Genomic DNA, 21,232 nt, shown 5'->3' with positions numbered 1-21,232 from the left:
ACAGTCAAACATCCCCCCCCTCACGTTTTTTTACCCTTTCCAACTTTCCTGTAAACCGTCAACTTCTTATCACCGCGTTTGCGAAGGAGTCCTTGTTCCACGCCTTGCCGGAGGTCGCGGCTGGCGGTGGCCGTTGAGAGGTCGGGGAAGTGTTTTCGGTAATCCTGCCGGGCAAACTCCTTGGTGACTGACTCGAGGAAGATCGACAACCGCTCGGAACCGCTGAGTTTTTCCTGTTCGGTGGCCAGCAATTCTGCCAAGGCTTCATCGATGATCAGCAACATGAATTCAATGAATGGCGTGGATGCACCCTGTTTATCGGATGCTGCCAGGGCCTGGTAGTAGCGCGCCTGCTGCTTCGCGATCAATGTCTCGAAAGGCAGGAATTCGAAGACCGGATATTCGCTCATCAGGATCGCTGTCTGCCAACAGCGTCCCATACGACCGTTTCCGTCCAGGAAAGGATGAATGAACTCCAACTCATAGTGAAACACACAACTCTTGATGAACACCGGCGATGGATCATGCTTCAGGTATGCGAAAAGGTCCTTCATCAGCAAGCTGACCCGGGATGCGGGAGGCGCAAGATGCTTCACCTGCCGGCCTTTCACGATCCCGACCCCGCGGCTTCTGTAGTTTCCTACCTCTTCGGATAGACCGTCCATCAGTAACGCGTGGGCACGGCGGAAATCCCGTTCGGAATGGCAACGCAACGATTTCAGCGAATCATACAACTTCATCGCATTCATGACCTCCCGGATGTCCGAAGCCGGGCCCATGACCCTTTTCTTCTCCAGAATCGCCGTCACCTGCTCTTCGGACAGTGTGTTACCCTCGATCTGCAAGGATGCCTGGATGGTCCTGATCCGGTTACGTTTTCGCAAAATGGGATTCTGCCGGACCAGGTATCGGGCGTTCACCGCCCCGACCTTCTCCGCAATGGAAGCCAGTAGCCGGAGGATCGTCGGGGTTATGGCGTAAGGCGGTCGCAAACTAATAATAGTATCATATGATACTATCAAAAGTACGACTTTAGCAGCAAGTTCATACAGCCGAAGTTTCAGGAAAACAAGTGTGGCTGAACGCCAGCCCACCACAGACGCTGAGTTGAAATGAGGCGGGCGAGTGTGAGAAACGGTGCGGGTGGATAATCTTCCACTGCTCACTCACACTGTTTCTTAGTCTTACACTTAAAAAAAGTAGTGTGAGTTTGAGATACAGGGCGAGTGAACAGTCAAACACTGCTCACCCGCACTGTTTCTTAGTCTTACACTTTTTAACCACTTAGAAAGAGAAGTGTGAGTTTGAGAAACAGTGTGAGTGAGCAGTCAAACACTGCTCACCCGCACTGTTTCTTAGTCTTACACTTAAAAGAGTAGTGTGAGTTTGAGAAACAGTGTGAGTGAACAGTCAAACACTGCTCACCCGCACTGTTTCTTATTCTTACACTTAAATGAGTAGTGTGAGTTTGAGGAACAGTGCGAGTGAGGAGTCAAACACCCTTCCCTTACCTCAAGAGCATCATCCATTTGCCGAAAAACTTAATGTTGTCCAGTTAGGATGGAATCGCATTCGTAGCCGTTCAGCGCGAAATCGTCTATCTGGACGTTCAATAGCGAGTCTACATGCAGATGAATCCAACCGAGGTACTTTTTGCCTTCCTTTTGATATACGATTCCAACATATTCCGGCTGACCGAAACAAAGACACCAGGCCCACATAGGATTCTGTTGATACAACCAAAGATAGTCCCGACCAACGCCGTTTTTCATTATCGGTGTCGACAAATCCAGCCCTCCCGAACACCGGAAGTCGCATCCGTCATCTTCGTAAACGAACTGAAGGCTATCCAAGGCTATCAGTTTGATCAAATAAACGTTTGTTGATTGGTGGGTGACGACAGTCGTGCTACTATAGAGATCAAATCTTATGTCTGGAGTCAAGTCCTTGTCAATGTCCAAATCGTACACACTCCGATCGAGGTAAATCATTGGCAAAATCGAATCAGGAACAAAATCCCGATAATAGAAATCATACTGACCGATCGCATCAATTGAATTAATACTGGAAAACTTGTCAGGGTCATCCTTCCGACAGGCTAAGAAAATAGAAGCAGAAAAGAGAAATGCAAGAACTATTTTGGACATGTTGATGTAAAAATTTCCATGAAACACTTTGTAAATAACACGACAGGTGATGACGTTGCCATCTTACACCATCAATCTAACAATATAATTTTCCCGGTGGCAATAATCTCATTTTCGTTAGATAAGGTAATGAAGTACGCTCCATTGGGCATACCGTCTCGATGAACTAATACACTCCTACCCGACTGGTTGGGGAGCTTACGGACAGGCTGGCCAGCAAGGTTGTAAAAGGTCAGCGTAGCGTCCTGAAACACTTTACTCGTAGTTATCACCATTCGATCCGTTACTGGATTCGGCGAGATGTTCAATTCCCTTTCCGTTCGATAAAGTTGCGGAACGCCAACAGCATTCAAGTTTCTTCTGTAAACCATGTTATTAGTACTAGCATAAATGATCGAATCACGGAAACACTGGACTTTTGAAATACTGGTACTGAATCCGGTATTTTCCAGATTCCAACTCAGCCCACCATTCGTTGTCGTCATTGCAAATCCGCCATTCTCAGCAATTACTCCAACCGAGTCATTAAAAAAATCGATGGTCTTTATGTTCGCAATGAAACCTAAGCTGACATCCTGCCAATTCATACCACCATCACGCGTTCTGATAATCTGTCCGTTTTTCCCTGCCAGGTATCCTGACAATGGCGAAGTAAATACCATGCAATTGAAGTCTTTCGTGGTGTCCGAGTACACCATCGACCAATCAAGGCCCCCGTTGTCCGTTTTGAAAACCAGGTGTTTTCGACTACTTACGGAGTCGGAGGATATAAGGTAGCCATGCAGGGTGTCAGTAAAATAGATCACTTCGGGATCATGTGTCAGGAAAGAATCCACCGTCCAGGCATCAAACGTGTCCACTGAATAATTATAGCGCTTGACAGTCCTTCCTGCCACCAAGAAGTAGTTGTTCTCATCAACACCGATGAAATCATCGAAGGGGCGGGGTTGTCCTCTGCTGAGCCAACTTACTCCACCATTGATTGTTGCATTGACCATATAGGCTCCTGTTGGCACACTTACAATCTTAAAGGCAACATTCTTCCCTTTGACGGTTTCACACGCAAGATCCCTCACATAACTGGCTCCATTACCAGCAGAAATAATCGTCCAGTTCATGCCCCCGTCAAAGGTGGAGCCATCCTCGGTGTATGTTCCGCTTGTGGGCGATAAATAGTACCTGTTCGCGTAAATCCCTGTATCGGCTGTACAGAAGCAACCGTAGGACAAATTACCAGCTCCATAGGGCGTGGAGATGCTAAAACCAGTCTGAAAACTCCACTGAGCCTCACATACAAAAGGAGCCAAAAAAAAATAGAAGGCGCAAAATACGCGTGCTGTTCCAAACAGTTGGTAGGATCGAGTAAACATGCTGTTTAGCTTACCTAATAAAAGATATAACAATCCATTAAATTCGATTCAAATCAAATATACTAGAAATCAATCACCTGGACATTAATAATCCCAAAAAGGCTCATCCAGTGCGTGGGGATAGCTTTTCACTGTTCACTCGCCTTGTTTCTCAGTCTTACACTTAAATGAGTAGTGTGAGTTTGAGGAACAGTGCGAGTGAACAGTCAAACACTGCTCACTCACACGGTTTCTTAGTCTTACACTTAAAAGAGTAGTGTGAGTTTGAGAAACAGTGTGAGTGAGCAGTGGGGAGGCCTGCCTACTGCTAACCGTCTACCGCCTACCGCCCCCCCTTCCCTTATTCCAGAATTTTTCTACTTTTGGTTCTCCCACCCCTTTCCACACGCACCCTATGGGGGTAGGGAAAACCGCGTTTTCAATGAAAAAGAAGCCAAACACGGCCGCTTCGGCCAAACCATCACCCAAAAGCCAGGAACTGAATATGAACCTGAAAGATATCGAGAGCCTGATCCAGTTCGTACAGAAAAGCGGGGTCAGCGAAGTGAGCCTTGAGCAGAAAGACTTCAAGCTCATTATCAAAACATCTCACGGTCCGGCTGTTTCCATTCCGGTACAGCACATGGCGCCGGCACCGGTTCCGCACATCGCGGCAGTTCCCGCCGCCGCGCCGGCCGCCGCACCTGCGCCGGCAACGCCCAAAGCGCCGGAAGCACCCAAGGCCTCCGACGAATCAAATTACGTAACGATCAAATCGCCGATGATCGGCACCTTCTACCGTTCCTCCTCACCCGATAAGCCTGCGTTCGTGAACGTAGGCGACGAGGTCAAGGCCGGCAAGGTCATCTGCATCATCGAGGCCATGAAGTTGTTCAACGAGATCGAGGCTGAAGTGTCGGGCCGCATCGTGAAGGTGCTGGTCGACAACGCTTCGCCGGTCGAATACGATCAGCCTTTGTTCCTGGTCGAGCCGGCCTGATCCAATCAACCTGTACCACCCCTTTCAAGGGTAACAGCAGCCGCAGGACCCTCCTCACAGGCCCCTGATCGCCGCTTTGCCCGAACCGACGGAATTCAACACTCATGTTCAAGAAGATCCTGATCGCCAACCGCGGCGAGATCGCCCTCCGCATCATCCGTACCTGCAAAGAGATGGGCATCAACACCGTCGCCGTGTATAGCACGGCCGACAAGGACAGCCTGCATGTTCGCTTCGCCGACGAAGCAGTCTGCATCGGACCTCCTCCCAGCCGTGACTCCTACCTGAACATCCCGCGGATCATGGCAGCGGCGGAGATCACCAACGCGGACGCCATTCATCCCGGCTATGGCTTCCTCTCCGAGAACAGCAAGTTCAGCGCGATCTGCGCCGAGCATGGCGTGAAGTTCATCGGCGCCACACCGGAACAGATCGACGCGATGGGCGACAAGTCGAACGCGAAGGATACGATGAAGCGTGCCGGCGTTCCGACCATTCCCGGTTCCGACGGTCTGCTCACCGACGTGAAGACCGGACTCAAGATCGCCAAGCAGATCGGGTACCCGGTCATCCTCAAAGCCACGGCAGGTGGCGGCGGACGCGGCATGCGTATCGTCTGGAAACCGGAAGATCTGGAACCGGCCTGGAGCTCGGCAAAGCAGGAAGCAGGCGCTGCCTTTGGCAATGACGGCATGTACCTGGAAAAGTATATCGAAGAACCACGTCACATCGAGATCCAGATCGCCGGCGACCAGTATGGTAAGGCTTGTCACCTGAGCGAACGCGACTGCTCGATCCAACGCCGGCACCAGAAACTGCTCGAAGAAACTCCTTCCCCGTTCATGACCGCCGAATTGCGCGAGAAGATGGGCGAAGCCGCCATCAAGGCCGCACAGGCGGTGAAGTATGAGGGCGTAGGCACGGTCGAGTTTCTGGTCGACAAGCACCGCAACTTCTACTTCATGGAGATGAACACCCGTATCCAGGTGGAGCATCCCGTGACCGAAGAGGTGATCAACTACGACCTCATCAAGGAACAGATCAAGATCGCCGCGGGCATTCCGATCACCGGCAAGAACTACTTCCCAGCCATGCATGCGATCGAGTGCCGCATCAACGCCGAAGATCCTTACAACGGGTTCCGTCCGTCGCCCGGCAAGATCACAACCCTGCACGTTCCCGGCGGACACGGCGTCCGTGTCGATTCACACATCTATGCCGGTTATGTGATCCCGTCGAATTACGATTCGATGATCGCCAAGCTGATCACCATCGCGCAGACGCGCGAAGAGGCGATCAACACCATGGAACGCGCCCTGAGCGAGTTCGTAGTCGAAGGCGTGAAGACGACCATTCCGTTCCACCAGCAACTGATGCGGAATGAAGAGTTCCGTAAAGGCAACTACACCACGAAGTTCCTCGAGACGTTCCAGCTGGAGGAATGACCCGTATCCTCAGAGCAAACAAAAACCCGGAAGCATTCTTCCGGGTTTTTTTATTCTGCAGCAACTGCCGATAGGAGCACCGACCGCATGGATCGCAAACAACCGAAACAGCGCTGAATTGAATGTTGTTACGCCCCTCCGGGGCTGAAGGAGATTGGGAATTCCATAGTCAAAGATGTCGAGCCCCTCCGGGGCAATTTTATTGGGCACGAAGAGGGGTTTTCGGATCAAACCTTATCCGACTCGCAATTGCCAGGTCGCACTGTACAAGTCGCTGATGCGCCTCTTTCGATTTGATGCGCAGGCATATTAGCGTCTTCGATTCAACGCTTGTTACGCTCCTCAGGGGCTGAAGGAGATTGGGAATTCCATAGTCAAAGATGTCGAGCCCCTCCGGGGCAATTTTATTGGACACGAAGAGGGGTTTTCGGATCAAACCTTATCCGACCCGCAATGGCCGGGCTGCGCTACACAAGTCACTGTCGCGACTCTTTCGATTTGATGTGCAGGCACAGTAGCGCCTTCGATTCAACGCTTGTTACGCCCCTCCGGGGCTGAAGGAGATTGGGAATTCCATAGTCAAAGATGTCGAGCCCCTCCGGGGCAATTTTATTGGGCACGAAGAGGGGTTTTCGGATCAAACCTTATCCGACCCGCAATTGCCAGGTCGCAATGTACAAGTCGCTGATGCGTCTCTTTCGATTTGATGCGCAGGCATAGTAGCGTCTTCGATTCAACGCTAGTTACGCTCCTCCGGGGCTGAAGGAGATGGGGGACTCCCTTTGTCAAAAATGTCGGGCTACTCGGGGGCCACTATCTCGAAACCGAAAATGTTCCCAAACCCCATTAGCCACACGATAGATAAAGGAGGCAGCACAAACTATTCACTCCTGCCTTCGCTAAAGCTACGGCAGGCAAGATTCACTCCCACCTTCGCTAAAGCTCCGGTGGGCAAGATTCACTGTTTACTGTTCACTGTCCACTAAAAAGCTACTTATCTAAAAACCGCCCATAGTGCACCTGCGAAAACGCTTTGGCAGCGCGGAGTTCTTTGGCGCGATCGCGTTTTAGGTCGTCGCGGGCGGCTTCGACGATCGCGTTCTTCTTGCGTGACCAGATGAACCAGTCGTCACGTGTGACCCAGGCTACGAAGTCCTCGGCGGGCAAATACGCGAAGTCGCGCACGCCGGGCGATAGGAGGTCCTTGCTCCAGTCGAACGAGCGGCTGTCGAGGTCGAGTTGAGCCAGCAGCGTCCTGGGCAGATCATGATGCCCACCAACTGCATGTACACGTTGTCCGCGGTAGCGTTCCAGCACGGGTGTTCCGAAAAGTACCAATGGGATCCTGCGGCCGATGGGAAAGACGATGTCGCGTCCTTTCGGCAGTTCGTGTGCGTGATCGGCCACCAGGACAAACAACGTGCTGTCGTACCAGGGCTGCTTTCGCGCAGCACGGAAGAAGTCGCCCAGTACGGAATCCGTGTAAGCAGCGGCGTTGCGAAAACGATCTGCGTCGTTCTCGCCGGGGTAACGCTTCGCTCCGGGTACATCGAACGGCTCGTGGTTGCTCAGGGTGATGATAAACGCGAAGAACGGCGCACTGCCGGCACCAGCCTCGGCTGCGCAATGCTCGAGTAAAGGTCCGTCGGGAACACCCCAGCGGCCACGTTCAACGGAAGAAGGAAAGCTATCCTGTTCCAGGATACGGTCGAAGCCCTGTCCGGCGAGGTAGACATTCAGGTTGGAGAAGTTACTGGCGCCGCCGTAATAGCATTCGGTACGATAACCCTGCGCAGCGAGGGATTTCGTAAGCGAAGGAAGGCGGGATGATTTTTCTTCGCTGCGCATGACCGAATGATACGGTGTTGCCGGCCAGCCGTTGAGTAGCGAGGTGATGCCCTGATCCGTCCGGAAACCGGAGGAGTAGATCGAATCGAAAAGCAGACCCTGCGCGATGAGCGTGTCAAGATTCGGGCTGATGCCCGGCTCACCGCCCATCGCGCCGACGACATCGGCGGTGAAGCTTTCGAGTTGGATGAGGACAATGTTTGGACGATTCAGTCCGAGCACCCGGGTGACGGAATCATCGCGTTCCGCGAAGAGTTCGCGAACGGCGGCTTCCGCTTCGGCCTCCGGCATCACGACGAACGGATTGCTGCTGCCGATGCCGGCCGTACGGATCTCGTAGCTGAGGTGCCAGGCGGGGTTGACGGCGGCGTTGTTGAGGAAGTGGTGTCGTGAATAAGCGACGAGGCTTTCGTTCATCGGCAATTGCTGCCAGCCGCCGCGAATGCCAAGGACGATGCCTGCAAGCAAAAGCGGCAGTTGCCAAATGATGGACCGTCGATTTCCACTGATTGGCAGTTTCACCATGCGCAAAGCATTCTGACCGAACCAACCCAAGGAGAGAACGGCAGCAATCACCAACACTAACAAGAATGCTTGTCCGCCCGAGAGGGATACGAAAGCCTCCTTCGGATCCGAGAGGTACGAGATCGCGCGATAGTTGAGCAGCGTTCCCCAGAAATGGTAAACAGCCACATTGCCGAGTCCGATCAGCACCAAGATGATCAGGACCAGTCGCTGATAAAGCTTATGGATATTTTGTAGCGCTTTGCTCTCGCGTCGCTGCAACAAAAGCCAGAGCAAGACCGGCACTACCGATAAGTACGCGAGCGTGGAGAGATCCATGCGCAATCCGTACCAAAAGGACAACGCTTCCTCACGGGAACTAAATGGAGCTTGTACTGGTCGATTGCTCCACAAGAACAGCATGCGGAAACAGCCGAAGAGTGCCAGGTAGAAAAAAGCGAAACGGGGTAGCCAGCGTAGCACAGAGAAGCGTTATCGTGATGTCCTCGGTTCAGGCCGATGCGCATCATCAATTCGCCACAAAATACGACTAGCGAGGGAAATGTCGGGGATAAGCGTAAATCGGAGAAACAACAGGATCAATCGCAGCCGAAGTGTGACAAGCCGGGTGGACGAGTGCACACTCTTAGCGGACCATTCCCCGACGATATCCACCAATTCATGATCTAATCCCAATGGGCGTTCGATTGAACGCCCATTGGGATTGGGATTGAAATCAGTATCGACGGGGGAAACGTACAGGAGATCGATAGCAGCAATTACGATTCGCGGATCGATTCGGGCACGTGCAACGACCGTACTTAGTCTTTCACGAGTCGCATCTGCAGGATCTCTACCTCGTTTTCAAGTGTAACGAAGTAAATGCCGGAAGGCAGGGAGCCGATATCGACGGGATGGCGGTTGACACCCGCGTGTACGTCCGTTTCACGGTCGTAAACGATTTGTCCGTTGTAATTCGTGACCCGGATATGGTTGCGGCCGTCCTCGCTGGCAGTAAAAACCACTTCCACACGATCGCGGGCGGGATTCGGTTGCAGGTAGAAGAGTTCCTGTTTGGCATCGAAGCGTACCGGAACGACGTCGGAATACGAGAACTTCCCGTCGTAATCGGTTTGTTTGAGTCGGTAGTAGGAGATGCCGTTCAGCGGTTCACCGTCGATCGACTGATAGAGTAATTGCTGGGTGGAATTGCCGGCACCATCGACTGTGATAATCGACTCAAAGTTTTCTCCGTCGCGGCTGCGCTCAATGGTGAAATAATCATTGTTGATCTCGGTGGCGGTGATCCAGGCGAGTTTGACTTCGCCTTTAGCCGCTTTAGCCGAGAAGCTGAGCAATTCGATCGGCAAGGGCGTAACCGAACAGTCGAGGGAAGCGCCATTGGTCAGACTCCAGGCCAGATTAAAGCCGGAGCCGCCCGGGGTCCACTTGCTGACGAGTAGCATATAGGTTTCGCCGGTATTTACGTTGAGGCTATTGACCCAGCCATTGCCGCAACCGTCTTCCGTATCGTCGGCACCGGAATTGTTGACACCACAAACATTGGTATTGGTTGAGGTGTTAGTGGCCGAGTTCATCCCGGTGTTCGGATAGGCAGCGGTATTCGCGCCATAGGAACAACGAACGGGTCCTGCCGTAATGTCGCCGCAATCGTTCAGCGGACCGAAGAGGGCAAAGTCGTAATCATCGGCGGTGGAGTTCGGCACGAGATTGAACCCCAGCGTTCCGCCTGCCGCGATCTTGATGGTGTACCAATTGGTATAATTCTCGGTGGGGATACAACCCGATGTGATATCGGAGGAGAGTCCTGGTCCGGTACTGGCATCCGTAATATTCTGATTACTGCAAACGCCGGTGCTTCGCGCGCAGTCGTTGTTGTCGGTGTTGTTGGGACCAGCCGCGTACGGAACGCAATCGAAGGTCGCGACCCATCCGGGGTAGGTAACTGTATTATCCGAATAAAAGCGGAACGTGAGGCAACCGCTTTGATCGGTCGATGTGTAGGGGCCCAGTCCAGCGGCCAGACACGCCTGATACGTTGAGGCGGTTCCCGACCAGGTTGACGCACCGACGCCGCCGAATTCCGGGCTGGTCTGCGTAGCACCGTTGAGGATGGAGAGATAATCATAACCGCTTTCGGTGCTGTACGACCAGAACTGCACGCGCAGCGCGGTGCCCGGTTGATCGGGACAAAAGGTGCGGTAGATGTTGTTAACGTTGAGTGAGTAATTGGTGCCGGTACCGCCATTGTCGGTAAACGTACCGCCACAGGTGTTGTTCATGACCGATCCAGCATAAGAGCCGCTGATACCGGTAGTGGGCTGTGTATAGGTGGCTGCACCCGCCGGCGCGCTTGGACATTTTTCACATTCAACTATAGCCGTCCAGCCCGCCCGGGTAGTGGAGCCATCGGATTTGAACCGGAACGTCAGCGAGCCGGTTGTCGACAACATGGACGGGGGAATGGCAGTCCCGCTAAATACACCAATTCGTGTAGAGGAAGTATTCGGCCCATCGAAAATGGTCAGCGTATCCTTGCCTGCCTGGGTGTTGAAACTGGTAAAGGTCACCCGGATACACGTGCTATTGGCCGATGTGAACGTTGTAACGAGCGTCTGATTGTTCGAATAGGCGCCGCCGCTGCCGCCGCTGTCGTAGAACAGTTGGGAGCAGGTCGTGACGGTCGTGTTGCTCATGTTGGTGGAACCGCCACAGGCAACGCAGGAAATCGTCGCGGCCCAGCCGCCTCGCGTATTGGATCCATTCGATACGAAACGAACGGTGATGCAGCCGGAAGAAGCAACGACAGTACCCGGACTGGTGGTACCCGAGTAATTACCGATCAGGGGTGATGAAGTGTTGGGACCGTCGTAGAGGTAGAGAATGTCGTTACCACCTTGAGTACGAAAGGACGTAAAGTTCAGCTGGACGCAGTTCGACGAGTTGGAGCAGAACGTCATGGTGTAACTCTCGTTGTTGCCATAGTTCCCGCCCGAGCCGCCGGAATCATAGAACGTTCCACCGCAGGTGTTGACGGTAGTGCCGTTAGCCGCGGAGTTCAACGTATAAGTCTGTGCAAACGACAGGCGGGCGAACAGCATCAGGCTGGTCAAGGTTGCAAGAACACGAAGGAGCATTTTCATACACGAAGCGATTTAATGCAATGGAGCCGGGATAGTACCTGGGCATTATTCCGGGCTTCGTGTTTTAGCGAATTTGTTCCCTAAGGGTTGAATTAAAATCGTTTAATCCCCTACATACAGGTATCTACTGTTTAACGATCAATTCCTCAAAAAGCCGGTAGAATAAGCAGGGGACACGCATGAATGAGAATAAAAAAAGCCCGAAACATTACATCCGGGCTTTCCAATCCTTCCGTGCATCAGTTTCTGATCAGACGCTGGCGGAGTACTCCGTCAGCGGTGACCAGCTCTACCAGATAGCTGCCGCTTTTCCAATCTGTCAATTCCAGATTCAGGGAATTGGTCCCGCGGCGCATCTGGAGAGCTTGCTGCTCCATTAATTTCCCTTCAAGTGAAAAGACCCGAAGCGTTCCCCCTGCTTCCACACCGCTCTCGAAGATCACCCGAACCTGGTCATTTGCCGGGTTCGGTACGAGGGTGAGTGATTTCACGGTGTTGGAATAGCGCACCGCGACCGGTTCGGAAAAGGTGAACTTGCCGTCGAAATCCGTCTGCCGCAGGCGATAGTAGCTGATCCCTGGCAACGGCTCGAAATCGGAACTCAGGTAATAACGTTCCGAGGAACTATTGCCTGCACCCGGCACAATCTGAATCGGTTCGAATGTGCGGGCATCCTGGCTGCGTTCTACGGTGAAGTAGCTGTTGTTGGTTTCCGAACTGGTCGACCATTGCAGGTCGACGCGATCGTTCTTCGCCTCCGCTGTAAAGTTCAGCAACTCGATCGGGAGCACACTGCAATTGAGTGTTGCGCCCCCGGCAAGCACCCAGTCCAAAGTAAAACCGCTACCGCCGGGGGTCCACTTGTTGACCAGCAGATAATAGTTCTGTCCCGTGGTCACGGCGAGGTCATTCACCCAGCCGTTTCCGCAAACATCCTCCGATACATCGGATCCGTTATTGGCCGGGCCGCAGATTGCGGTATTGGTGGTAAGGTTAAGCGCGTTGTCCATTCCGGTATTACCGGTGTTCGAGGCATAGGAACAACGCACCGGACTGCCAAGTCCGGCACAGGATGTTGCCTGGTAGAGGGCGAAGTCATAATCGTCTGCTGCCACGTTAGGAACGATGCGTAAACCCAGGGTTCCGGAATTGGCAACGGTGATCTTGTACCAGTTCGAAAAATTCTCCGCGAGCACACATCCGCCGCCGCCATCGGAGACGATGCCGGGCCCCGTACTTGCGTCACTGAAGGAAACGTCGCTACAGATCGGAGAAGGTGAACGGCAATCGCTGTTATCGGTGCCGTTCGGTCCGTTCGCGCAGGGAACACAGTCGAGGGTCACCACCCAACCGGCCCGGTTGGTCACCACATCGGAAGTAAAGGCGAATGTCAGACATCCGCTTTGGTCTGTTGATATGTACGGACCTAGTCCGGCACCCATGCAGGCGGCATAACTGGTGGCGGTTCCATACCAGGTGGATGCTCCGGCACCACCGAACTCGGGACTGTTTTGCGTAGGCCCGTTCCGGATGGTGAGATAGTCATACAGGAAGATTCCAGCAGGTTCGACATCGAACGACCAGAAAGTTGCACGCATGCAGTTGCCTGCGGTATTGGGGCAAAAGGTCCGGTAGATGCCGTTGATGTTGTTCGAGTAGTTGCTTCCAGTGCCACCATTGTCGGTATAAGTGCCTCCACAGGTTGCAACCATGTTGGTCCCCACATACGTGTTCTGCTGGCCGGCGGTAGGATGGGTATAAGTTGCGGCGCCTGGTGGCGTCGGACAAGGTTCACAACTGAGAATTGCCTGCCAACCCGAGGAGTTACCGGCGTTGTTGGATGTGAAACGAATCGTCAAGCATCCGCTACTGGCGAGTAAAGTAGGTGGCAGAGCCGTCCCGGTATACTGCCCGATCAAGGGTGATGCGACACTATTGCCATCATACGCGTAGAGATAGTCGTTGTTCGAAATATTGAAGGACGTGAAGACCAACTGTACACACATCCCCGCGGTAGGCGAACAAAAGGTCTTGGTGAAATTCTGGTTGTTACCGTAGTTGGAGCCGGAACCGCCGGAGTCATAGAAAATTCCACTGCACACATTCACTGCCGTGTTGTTCATGAGGATGGTCGATCCGCATGGCACACAGGAAATCGTTGCGGCCCATCCGGAACGCGTCGTACTACCGTTCGTGATAAACTGAAAAGTCAGGCAGCCCGTACTCGAGGTGACGGTTCCCGGCGATCCGCCGTTTCCGGAGAAAGAGCCGATAACAGGCGATGCCGTGCCGGGTCCATCGTAGATCGTGAGGACGTCGTTTCCTCCCTGTGTATTGAACGCGGTAAAGGCGACCTGAATGCAGGTACCGGCATTCGAGCAAAAGGTCTCGGTGATGTTGAGGTTGTTGCCGTAGTTGGAACCAGAGCCACCCGGATCGTAAAAAGTACCGCCGCAGGTATTGATGGTACCTGCCGCCATATTATACGTCTGTGCCTTGGCCGTTTCTGCGATAGAAAGCAGCAGAATAATTATACAAAACAGTAGTCGAATCGGTTCAAGAATAGAAATGAACCGCTTTCCCGGGTGTGGATGCGGTGCCATTGGGCAGAGGATTTTCAGTAAGGGTGCAAAAAGATAATTAAAAAGTTACTTCATCATCCTCAAATAGTGACGAAATGACCCCTCAATTGGGCAGATGATAGGATAAAATAGGTGAAAAATCAGGCGTAAATGCCTTCACCGACGGTCTGACGGACCGCCTTTTTGATGGCCTCGCTATCGAAGCCGCACTCGTTCCACAGCTCCTTTTGTTCACCGTGTTCGATGAACTCGTCGGGGATGCCGAGGCGGGTGATGGATGCCTGGTAGTTGTGGGTGATCATGAATTCGGCGACGGCGCTGCCGAACCCGCCCATGAGGCAACCGTCTTCAACGGTCACGATCTTTTTAAATCGGGAGAAAATCTCGTGGAGTAATTCTTCGTCGAGCGGCTTCACGTAGCGCATGTCGTAGTGCGCCGGATGGAATCCTTCGCGGTCGAGTTCCTCGCAGGCCTTCACGGCGAAGTTGCCCGGATGGCCGATGGTGAGGATGGCGACCTCTTCGCCATCGCGGACCTTTCGACCTTTACCGACGGGTACTTTCTGGAACGGCTTGCGCCAGTCGACCATGACACCGTTGCCGCGCGGGTAACGGATCGAGAACGGACCCGGTGTTTCGTCGAGCTGCGCGGTGTACATCAGGTTGCGCAATTCTTCTTCGTTCATCGGGGCGCTGACGATCATGTTGGGGATGCAGCGGAAGTAGGCGAGGTCGAACGCGCCGTGGTGCGTGGGCCCGTCGGCACCGGCGAGTCCGCCACGGTCGAGGCAGAAAATGACCTTGAGTTTCTGCAAGGCAGCGTCGTGTACGACCTGGTCGTAGGCACGCTGCATGAACGAAGAGTAGATGTTGCAGAAGGGGACGAGTCCCTGGGTCGCCATGCCGGCGGAGAACGTAACGGCGTGTTGCTCGGCGATGCCCACGTCGAACGCGCGTTCCGGCATCGCTTTCATCATGATGTTGAGCGAACAGCCGGAGGGCATGGCCGGGGTCACCCCGACGATCTTCGGGTTCTTCTCCGCCAGTTCGACGATGGTATGTCCGAACACGTCCTGGTATTTGGGCGGCTGGGGTTTATCGTTCGTCGGCTTGAAGATCTCGCCGGTGATCTTATCGAACAGACCCGGTGCATGCCACTTGGTCTGGTCCTTCTCGGCGAGTTCGTAGCCCTTCCCTTTCACCGTGAGGCAATGGAGGATCTTGGGGCCGGGGATGTCGCGCAGATCGCGCATCACCTTCACAAGTCGGTGCACATCGTGGCCGTCGACCGGACCGAAGTACCGGAAGCGGAGGGATTCGAACAGATTGCTTTGCTTCAGCAGCGTCGTCTTGATCGCGTTCTCCACTTTGGAGACGACTTCCTGCGCGTTGGGTCCGAACTTGCTGATCTTGCCGAGCATCTTCCACACCTCGTCCTTCACCTTGTTGTAGGCATGGGAAGTGGTGATGTCGGTGAGGTATTCCTTGAGCGCGCCCACGTTGGGGTCGATGCTCATGCAGTTGTCGTTGAGAATGACCAGCACGTTGCTGTTCTCCACACCCGCGTGGTTGAGCGCTTCGAAGGCCATGCCGGCGGTCATGGCGCCGTCGCCGATGACGGCGATGTGCTGACGGTCTTTCTCCCCTTTCAGGCGCGACGCCACGGCCATGCCGAGGGCGGCCGAGATGGACGTAGATGAATGGCCGACGCCGAAGGTGTCGTACGGACTTTCCGAACGTTTCGGAAAACCGCTGATGCCTTTGTAGATCCGGTTGGTATGAAACACCTCGCGGCGACCGGTCAGGATCTTGTGGCCGTAAGCCTGGTGGCCGACGTCCCAGACCAGTTGGTCATGGGGAGTATTGAAGACGTAATGAAGGGCGACGGTAAGTTCGACGACCCCGAGGGAGGCGCCAAAATGACCTCCGTTCACGGAAACCACGTCGATGATATAATCCCGCAATTCTCGGGTCACCTGATCCAGGTCCTTCTCCGGGAGCTTGCGCAAATCCTCGGGGAAAGTGATGGTTTTCAGTAAATTACCTGGTTTTCCGTCCATTTTTTGAGGGGGAACTACAAAGATAGGAAAATTCGGGGAAAGTCCTTGTTTGGAGCGGGTTGCAGGCTGCTTACCGGATGGACGAAAGGCATGAACCTGCGGGTGCCGACCGGCAGTAAACGGAGCTTTCGGGGCGCCTATTGTAGGGCCGGACGATAACTGGACGAGGGTGATGGCTGCAGGATTCATTTTCTCCAACAGCTATCTGAAACAGCCAGTAAGGGGAATTGTTCAGCAGACCGAAGTTCATTCGTCCCGATTTGAAGTAAGTCAAATTAATTGTTCCAGGGTTTTAACGGAATGGAAGTGGAGCCAAGGGCTAACTCCTCGTCTCGTTTTAATAAGCATTACCCTTGATTGAAAAGTGATTGGGTCAAGTCAATTTATTTTCTACATTGAACTAACAAACTCAAAATTTTCATCAAAATGCATTCACTCCAACTTACCTCCGGTTTCAATTCATTTTTGCGATTGCTTTTACTGTTACTGTGTATTCCTGTTGATGCCAGCAGTCAGGCACATGACCCAAACCGGGGTATGCTGTGCGGGAATTTCGCAAGCTTCACCCCGAAGTCGTTGAATGACGGATACCCTAAACTGAACCTCGACTTTTCCGTGCTAGGCAATAGTGCACGGGAGGACTCGCTGTTGGAATACGCCAGAGAGCATCATATTACTTCTTTGTCGCTCTACGACCTGTATCCGGTGTTCCGGTACAACGACACGCCTAATTCGGATGTGAACGGAGTCAAACTGGTTGAGTTGCTTTGCAATTTCATGAACAAGGCAAGGAATCAATACTGCATAACAGAGATCGGGGTGGCTGGCGGTATCGACTCGTTCTTTTTCGACGTGACATCGGATACCTCTATTGCACGGCAGCGCATTCAGTATTCACCCGGCCTGACACTTGACAGTGCCCTGGGAGCGAGTATTGCACAAAGCGACAGCGCCTTGCATTTCCTGCTGACAAATACCTTTTATCAGGGCGACTCCCTGCTACCACGCGCCATGCTGATGAAGTTCTTTTACGATGTCTTGTTTCGTCAGAGCGGTGTGTGCAACTACTACTTTGATTATCTCTGCTATGAGAACGAATGGTGGAATACGGGAGGGAACTTCCCAACATCACTCCAGGATCTGCAACACATGCGAACCCTGGAAGCGAATTACAATGCCACGCACACTCATCCTTTGCGGACATCCGTTTACGTAAGATCCTCCTTTGGCGGAGGAGTTGATACTACTCAACAGGCGATCATACGTCAACTCGACGGAACAGCAGATGGAACGCTCCCGCGGCTTGCCGACAGAATAATGGCGGTCCATTACGGAGCGACACCGGATGGCTGTTATACCAATTATGGCGGTCAGATACGGGCTTATGCGGATTCGCTTACCATCGGAGGCACCGACTATCACCCGTATATATCCACAGAGACTTTTCCCATGAGCGGGTACATCGATTACCTGGGCATTTGGCTGAGGAATAAATACTTCAATAACATCTTCGTGGAGGAACGGGATTTCTATGATCGTTGGCGGGTGGAGAATGGGACCAATTTCGGTTCGGCTTCCGACAACTCCCTTGAGCCGGGTGGTTTTGTGTACTTCCAGTCCTACTTCATGGTGGACTCCCTGAAGAACCCCCGCCTGTTCAGGACCAACTCACCGCTTTGCACCAACGGCTCATCGGGTGACAGCCTGCGGTTTACCTATCAGGGTCCGCTGGAACAGGACATAACCTATGAACTCAGCATATTTGACAATGCCCAAACCCTTGTTGCTTCCGATACGGGAAGAACCGGCAATTACCCACTAACGCAAACCAACCTTCAATTGCCCTCCCACTACCTCAGCCGGAACGGTTCACCTTATCGGGTGGTGTTGACCCTGAACTATGGCGGATGCTCTTATTCTTTTGCAGACAGTGTTATTGTCCTCAATGGCCCTTCCATCTCTGCCACATCGCCCACGACATTCTGCCAGGGCGGCAATGTTGTGCTACAGGCCTCGGGCGGGACGGCCTTCTCCTGGCTCAGGAATGGCCTTCCCATTGCAGTCAGCAACGCCAGCACCATCATCGCCAATCAAGCCGGAACATATCAGTGTCTGATCACGGGCAACGGGACCTGCAGCGGCAGCAGCAATTCCATTGCGGTGAATGTGCTTCCCAACCCTGCTATCGCATTTACCACCAGTTGCTACAACAGCGATTCGGCAGAGATCCGGGTCACCTCTCCGGGAGCCCGTTTCTCCTGGATTACCGGAGACACAACCGCCTCCATCATTGCAAGCGCGGCAGGCGGGTATCGATATTATGTCACCGTGACACAGTCCAACCAATGCCAGCAGACCAGCTATAAGAGTTTCAGCGTACCGATTGTCGGATTTACGGCCAATCCGCACATCAGCACCCTGGATGGCACCCGTACCATCTGTGCACAGGATTCTTTTCTTTTAACCCCCACACAGTACTGCCTGGGTTGCCTGTACGAGTGGAACTACAATGGCAGCTTCACGACCACCTATGGCAACTACAACGTCCATCCGGTGTCGGATTCCAGTTTTCAAATCTCCGTGCACATGATCAGCGCTTCGGGCTGCGATGGGTATGACACGGCGACCATCCGGCTTTACCAGTGTTGTCCTGCGCAGGATACCACGATCCTGGGCAGCGACAGCACCTCGCATTTTACCAATTGGACCGGCCGGACGATCAGTATCGCCGGGGATTTGGTTGTAAATACTAACTTCACCATTACCAACTCCAGCCTGTTGATGGGTGACAACTCCCGCATCCTCATCTCCCCGGGCAGGACGCTGACCATTCAGAACAGCCGGCTTTCTGCCTGCAATGCCCTGTGGGGCGGGATTTCCTTTGCGGACAGCACCGGCTTGCTCATCCTGAGCGGCGATACGATAGAAGATGCACAAATGGCGATTGCCGATTCTGCCGGTTCCCGGATCTCAGTCACCAATTCGGTCTTTAACAGAAACCGGCAGTCGATTGTCCTCTACGGCTCCGGAGCTGCGCTGAGCTCGGTGGTCAGCGGCTGTACCTTTACCTGTGAAGACGGCAATGGCCTTCCTGCTCAGACAAAAGATGGCGGATATGCCTACAGCGGGATTGAAACATCCGGCTTGAACGGTTGGACGATTAATGCCAACCAGTTCCGGCATCTCTATTACGGTGTCCGTTCAGAAAACAGTTCGATCACCCTGCAGGCCTGTGCCTTCCGCCATATGCGCCGCCATGCTTATGCCTACGGCAATGCAAGAGCGGCATCCTACACCTGGGAAAACGATGGTTTTGGAATCTACTCGCTGAACCAATCCGGCAGCCCGGTCTCCCTTACAATACAAGGCAGTAGTTTTACCGATTGCGGGTACGGAGTACAAGCCAGGAACAGCATCCAAACCACCGTTTCCGGATCATCCTTTGACTCCTTGCGATATGCTGCGGTTTCTGTTGTAAATCCGGTCGCTGTAGATGTGAACATTCACGATAACTCGATCACCCACTACCTCAACGGCATTACCGTTTCAGAGCCCCGCCTGGCCAGCAGCACGACTATCCGTGACAATACATTTTCGAGCCCGTCTAACCTCAACACTTCGCCCTTATACAACGCAGCTGTCAATTGGTCGATAAAACTGCAAAACCGGCTGCCCGGAGTTACGACAGCATCCGTCTCCAATAACCACATGATGGATCAGCTCAAGGGCATTTACCTGAATGGCTGTGAGGAAGTGGACATCAACACCAATTTTATACAACTCAAAGGCGCCGGCAGCACCACCCGGCAATACGGAATCTGGCTGGTGAACAGTTCGAACTGTACCATCACCGACGACAGCGTCGTGACCACCAGCCCGGTCACCGACCCGACATTGGCACGCGGTATCCGGTTTGAAAGCTCCACGGGATGCTCCATCCGCAACAACTACCTCTTGAATCTTGGCAGCGGCATCAACGGCCTGAACTTCTGTGACCTCACCAGCCTTTGCGGAAATGACCTGTGGAATTGTGCCAGAGGGTTAGACGTGTTCAACATTACGATTCCCCAGCAAGGCGATGTGAATGCGCCGCAGGATAATATGTGGCGGAATATCCCGCTGGCAAATAGGGTTGTCGGCAGTACCGCTAATGGATTATTCTTAAAATTTTACCATCGGTACACCCAAAATGACCCGAATAATAAGTTCAGCCCTGGAAATAATTTCATTGTCCAAAGCATCCAGAGCATTACCGGATTGTCCCCATGTAGTGTCCCGGATACCCTTCCTCAATTGTTCTCAGAAATTGCCGAACAGATTATTAATGATTCGATAGTCTTTCTTGTTTTCAACTCTGAAAACAAATGGTTCGCTGATAAGTATGCATTCCATTTACTTTCGAAAGATTCAATGCTGATGAATCAGGGATTGCCTACCGATCAGCAGCGCCAGCAATTTTTCGACGACCTGAAACTAAGAAATGTTGGGGAAATCGAAGCCATTCTGAACGCGTTAAACACCGAGAATTACTTGCAGGCTATTACAAAGTTGATCAGCCTTCAACCGGATAACACGATTGAGCAGAATTTTAAAGATGTACTCTATTTGGTGGAGAAGATTCAAACCGAACTTCCCCTTTCCAGTAGCGACACCGTACTTCTTGATAACATTTCCAGTCAGTTGGCTTTTGAAGGAGGCCCGGCAGTATTCATAGCCAGAGCCATTATAGATGTCGAGTATGATGACGAGTTGACGGGGCCGCTACTTCGCCAGCTCAACAATCTGACTGACGTTCCCGATCCTGAACTAGTACTCTATCCCAACCCTTCAAGTGGGAAAATTATAATATCAAAGGATCTAGCAGACTTTGGTTCCTGTAGAATTGAGGTCAATGATTTACAAGATCGTTTGCTACTAAGCACCAGCTTGAATCAGAATGAAGCAATTTGGGAGGAAGACTTGAGCGGTTTAAAGTCCGGTACTTATTTGTTAAAAATCTACTGCGACAATGAGCTTGTTTCATACAATAAATTGATCCTTCAAAAATGAGGAGCATTGCCATACTAGTTATGCTTTCACTTTCCAGTTTCCTTGCAAGTGGACAAGGTAAAAATACGATATGGTGTTTTGGGG

General features: G+C 52.7%; 10 protein-coding genes. 3 read left to right on the top strand and 7 right to left on the bottom strand.

The genetic code is table 11. The annotated features are described in order from the left end of the window. Window positions 1–20 precede the first annotated feature (20 nt). The 3 genes from IPJ96_03005 to IPJ96_02995 all read right to left on the bottom strand — a co-directional run bounded on the left by IPJ96_03005 (window position 21) and on the right by IPJ96_02995 (window position 3,517). Window positions 21–992, bottom strand: a complete 972-nt coding sequence (locus tag IPJ96_03005) for a Fic family protein (protein MBK7909317.1) — start codon at window positions 990–992, stop codon at window positions 21–23. 549 nt (window positions 993–1,541) lie between these two features. Then, window positions 1,542–2,147, bottom strand: coding sequence for a hypothetical protein (locus IPJ96_03000; protein ID MBK7909316.1), 606 nt, complete (start codon window positions 2,145–2,147; stop codon window positions 1,542–1,544). Between the two features lie 71 nt (window positions 2,148–2,218). After that, window positions 2,219–3,517 carry a T9SS type A sorting domain-containing protein gene (locus tag IPJ96_02995; GenBank protein MBK7909315.1) on the bottom strand — a complete coding sequence of 433 codons (1,299 nt, stop codon included), beginning with the start codon at window positions 3,515–3,517 and terminating at the stop codon, window positions 2,219–2,221. Window positions 3,518–4,001: 484 nt separating this feature from the next. Here IPJ96_02995 and accB point away from each other — a divergent pair, with 484 nt between their 5' ends. Further along, entirely contained in the window at window positions 4,002–4,496 is a 495-nt protein-coding gene (gene accB, locus IPJ96_02990) for an acetyl-CoA carboxylase biotin carboxyl carrier protein (protein MBK7909314.1), read from the top strand. A gap of 104 nt (window positions 4,497–4,600) precedes the next feature. Beyond that, window positions 4,601–5,941: an acetyl-CoA carboxylase biotin carboxylase subunit gene (gene accC / locus IPJ96_02985; GenBank protein MBK7909313.1), complete on the top strand. Its 1,341-nt coding sequence runs from the start codon at window positions 4,601–4,603 to the stop codon at window positions 5,939–5,941. A gap of 990 nt (window positions 5,942–6,931) precedes the next feature. Here the strand turns inward: accC and IPJ96_02980 are convergent. The 4 genes from IPJ96_02980 to IPJ96_02965 all read right to left on the bottom strand — a co-directional run bounded on the left by IPJ96_02980 (window position 6,932) and on the right by IPJ96_02965 (window position 16,099). Further along, window positions 6,932–8,776, bottom strand: coding sequence for an LTA synthase family protein (locus IPJ96_02980; protein ID MBK7909312.1), 1,845 nt, complete (start codon window positions 8,774–8,776; stop codon window positions 6,932–6,934). 338 nt (window positions 8,777–9,114) lie between these two features. Further along, window positions 9,115–11,457, bottom strand: a complete 2,343-nt coding sequence (locus IPJ96_02975; protein MBK7909311.1) for a T9SS type A sorting domain-containing protein — start codon at window positions 11,455–11,457, stop codon at window positions 9,115–9,117. Window positions 11,458–11,696: 239 nt separating this feature from the next. Continuing rightward, entirely contained in the window at window positions 11,697–14,060 is a 2,364-nt protein-coding gene (locus IPJ96_02970; protein MBK7909310.1) for a T9SS type A sorting domain-containing protein, read from the bottom strand. Window positions 14,061–14,179: 119 nt separating this feature from the next. Beyond that, window positions 14,180–16,099 (bottom strand): 1-deoxy-D-xylulose-5-phosphate synthase, encoded by a 1,920-nt coding sequence (locus IPJ96_02965; protein MBK7909309.1) that lies wholly within the window; start codon window positions 16,097–16,099, stop codon window positions 14,180–14,182. A 426-nt stretch (window positions 16,100–16,525) separates the two neighbouring features. On the opposite strand from IPJ96_02965, the gene IPJ96_02960 reads away from it, so the two are divergent. Next, complete coding sequence (locus tag IPJ96_02960; protein ID MBK7909308.1) at window positions 16,526–21,148, top strand: T9SS type A sorting domain-containing protein; 4,623 nt, start codon at window positions 16,526–16,528, stop codon at window positions 21,146–21,148. Window positions 21,149–21,232 lie beyond the last annotated feature (84 nt).

The sequence above is a fragment of the Bacteroidota bacterium genome (assembly GCA_016713765.1).
Classification (GTDB): Bacteria; Bacteroidota; Bacteroidia; order AKYH767-A; family 2013-40CM-41-45; genus Pollutiaquabacter; species Pollutiaquabacter aromativorans.
Note: the sequence above shows the minus strand (reverse complement) of the source record. Positions and strands in the feature narration are given on the sequence as shown.

Coding starts and splice junctions, on each gene's coding strand:
- IPJ96_03000 (MBK7909316.1), bottom strand. CDS start 2,147: ATGTCCAAAATAGTTCTTGCATTTCTCTTTTCTGCTTCTATTTTCTTA.
- IPJ96_02995 (MBK7909315.1), bottom strand. CDS start 3,517: ATGTTTACTCGATCCTACCAACTGTTTGGAACAGCACGCGTATTTTGC.
- accB (MBK7909314.1), top strand. CDS start 4,002: ATGAACCTGAAAGATATCGAGAGCCTGATCCAGTTCGTACAGAAAAGC.
- accC (MBK7909313.1), top strand. CDS start 4,601: ATGTTCAAGAAGATCCTGATCGCCAACCGCGGCGAGATCGCCCTCCGC.
- IPJ96_02975 (MBK7909311.1), bottom strand. CDS start 11,457: ATGAAAATGCTCCTTCGTGTTCTTGCAACCTTGACCAGCCTGATGCTG.
- IPJ96_02970 (MBK7909310.1), bottom strand. CDS start 14,060: ATGGCACCGCATCCACACCCGGGAAAGCGGTTCATTTCTATTCTTGAA.
- IPJ96_02965 (MBK7909309.1), bottom strand. CDS start 16,099: ATGGACGGAAAACCAGGTAATTTACTGAAAACCATCACTTTCCCCGAG.
- IPJ96_02960 (MBK7909308.1), top strand. CDS start 16,526: ATGCATTCACTCCAACTTACCTCCGGTTTCAATTCATTTTTGCGATTG.